The organism is Actinoplanes sp. NPDC051346 (assembly GCF_040682215.1).
GTDB lineage: Bacteria > Actinomycetota > Actinomycetes > Mycobacteriales > Micromonosporaceae > Actinoplanes.
Genome location: NZ_JBFBAJ010000008.1, coordinates 40,839 through 43,400, shown reverse-complemented (window position 1 = coordinate 43,400; position 2,562 = coordinate 40,839). Strand labels below are relative to the sequence as shown.

Sequence of the window (2,562 nt, the reverse complement as noted above, 5' to 3'; positions counted from 1 at the left end):
GGTCGCGGGCGGACTCTCCGTCGGGCCGGATCGGCACACGCTCTCCCGTCGGGCCGGATCGGCCTGATCCGTACCGGCTCCCGGCCGGTCCGACGGCCTGGTCCGCTGCGAGGCGGACCAGGCCCGACCGGATCTCAGGTCAGGAGGTCGACCCAGCCGGTGTCCAGGTCGTAGACCGCTCCGGCGATGCTCACCGAGCCCGCTGCCACCAATTCCGGCACTCCGGTCACGTCGCGGAGGCGGCGGACCGTCCGGGCGACGTGCGCGCGCATGGCCTTCGCCGTGACGTCGGGGTCGTCGAGGCCGACGCCGCGTACCGCGGGGGCGATCTCGTCCACTAGGTAGCCCACGTCGCCGTCCGGCCGGGATCCTGTGCGGAGGGCGCTGACGGTCGCGTCCACGGCGCCGCAGCGGACGTGGCCCAGGACCATGATCAGTGGGACTTTCAGGGCGGATACCGCGAAGCCGACCGAGCCCAGCACCGCGCGGTCGACGACATGGCCGCCGGAGCGGATCACGCAGATCGAGCCGAAGGTCTGGTCGAAGATCGCCTCGAGCGGGACCCGGGAGTCGATGCAGCCCACCACGACCGCGTGCGGGAGCTGCCCACCGGAGGCGGTCGCGGCCGCGGACACGTCATGCCCGTGCTCCGGGCGGCCGCTTACGAAGCGGCGGTTGCCGGCGATCAGCTCGGCCAGGGCGTCGGCGGGGCGCGTGATCCGGGTAGGCGCCGGGCCGGAGGAACTGGCCCGGACTTGAGGCAGGCGTGCCCCGGCGACACCGGCTCCGTCGCGGCCCGCCGCCGGTGACACCGGCGCGGCCGGCGTGGAGGTCACCGCGGGCGACACCGGCACGGCCGGCGCGGCGGTCACCGCGGGCGACACCGGCACGGCCGGCGTGGCGGTCACCGCCGGGGAGATGGGCGCGACCGAGGAGGCATCCGGGGTCGACGAGTCGTTCAGTGGGGTCGGGGCGTCGACCGGCACGGCGGGAGCCACCGCCGGGGAGTCGGTCGGCGCCGAGGGGGCGGCCGGCGGCAGTGGGCTGGCGGCGGGGGCGGAGGCAGGGGTAGGACCCGACATGACACCGATTCTCTACGAGCGACGGCCGCCGGGCGGGCGGTGGGAGGCACATCACGTTTCCGGCGACACCCTCTTGTCGACATCCCGAAACATTTTCGTTCTCTGGTGGCAAATTCGCGCGAACCGCGTGATGATTGTTACCCGTGGGTACAACGGGGCCGTGCGATACACGGAGGTGCCCATGCTCGAGCGTTCGGAGTTCGCTCTCGCCGACGGCGTGCGGCTGCATGTCGAGACGTCCGGTCCCGTCGACGCGCCGGTGACCGTCGTCTTCCTGCACGGCTGGTGCCTGGACCGACGCACGTGGCACTACCAGATGCGTGCCCTGGAGGGCACGGACACCCGGGTGATCGCGTACGACGCGCGTGGTCACGGCCGTTCCAGCACCACGCGCCTGCGCTCGGCCACGCTGCGGCAGCTCGGCGACGATCTGGCGGAGGTGATCGACGCGTATGCACCAGCCGGCCCGGTCGTTCTGGCCGGGCACTCACTGGGCGGCATGACGATCATGGAGTACGCCGACTCGTACCCGGAGGAGTTCGCCGAGCGGATCGCCGGGTTGTTGTTCGTCTCCACTACCGCTGAGGGCGCCACTCACACTTGTTACGGCCTGCCGACCTCGCTCACCCCGTTCCTGCGGGCGGCAGAGCAGACCGGCGCCGGCGTTCTCGCCCGCCTCGGCGCGTGGCGCCCGCACCGGGCCGTGCTGCCGGCCCTGCGGCCGGGGGTGCGCTGGCTGCTCTTCGGCGACGAGCACGAGCCGGGGGACCTGGAGATGACGATGACCGCGATCGGCCGGGCCTCACTGCGGTCGATCGGCGGCTTCCGGGCCTCCGTCGGCGCGCAGCAGCGCCTGCACACGCTCGCCGCGCTGGGGGACGTACCCGCGGCGGTGCTGGTCGGCGACAAGGACCGGCTGACTCCGCCGGCGTGCGCGGAGTCGATCGCCGAGTTCCTGCCCGGCACGGCGCTGACCGTCTGCGACGGGGCGGGGCACATGCTCATGATGGAACGGCCCGGCGAGGTGTCGGCGGCGCTGACCGCCGTCGTGGCCAAGGCGGCCGAGAGCACCCGCGCCCAGCGTCATCGTCGCGGCCTGCGGCTCCACCGGGACGGCTACGACCAGGCAGCCTGATCACAGGCCCGGTCCGACCGGCCACGCCGAAGACCAGGAGCGACCGGTAGCGCCGGGCCGAGACGGGAAGGCAGGCCCGGCGCGGACAGATTGAAGGCACGGCGGACGCACAAGGAGCCGACGGGACGGCACGGCCGAACCGAACAAAACGGCAAAAAGGACTACACGACTAAGCCGCAACAAAAGGTCGAGGCGCATAACGCCAGGCTTGACGGGCAAAGGCAGAAGACGCAAGGGCGCAAGGCGCAAGCGCAAGGCGCAAGCGCAAGGCGCAAGCGCAAGGCGCAAGCGCAAGGCGCAAGCGCAAGGCGCAAGCGCAAGGCGCAAGCGCAAGGCGCAAGCGCA

Annotated in this window: 3 protein-coding genes; 2 read left to right on the top strand and 1 reads right to left on the bottom strand. The window is 72.5% G+C overall.

Annotated elements, in window-relative coordinates; all coding sequences use genetic code 11:
• Positions 1 to 134: 134 nt before the first annotated feature.
• On the bottom strand, positions 135 to 1,082 hold the full coding sequence (locus tag AB0M36_RS20585) for a carbonic anhydrase (protein ID WP_364159771.1): 948 nt from the start codon (positions 1,080 to 1,082) through the stop codon (positions 135 to 137).
• 181 nt (positions 1,083 to 1,263) lie between these two features.
• On the opposite strand from AB0M36_RS20585, the gene AB0M36_RS20580 reads away from it, so the two are divergent.
• Together AB0M36_RS20580 and AB0M36_RS20575 are read left to right on the top strand one after the other, a co-directional pair.
• Positions 1,264 to 2,217, top strand: a complete 954-nt coding sequence (locus AB0M36_RS20580; RefSeq protein WP_364159769.1) for an alpha/beta hydrolase — start codon at positions 1,264 to 1,266, stop codon at positions 2,215 to 2,217.
• Between the two features lie 90 nt (positions 2,218 to 2,307).
• Positions 2,308 to 2,562: hypothetical protein (locus tag AB0M36_RS20575; protein ID WP_364159767.1), on the top strand; the 255-nt coding region annotated here is incomplete at its 3' end.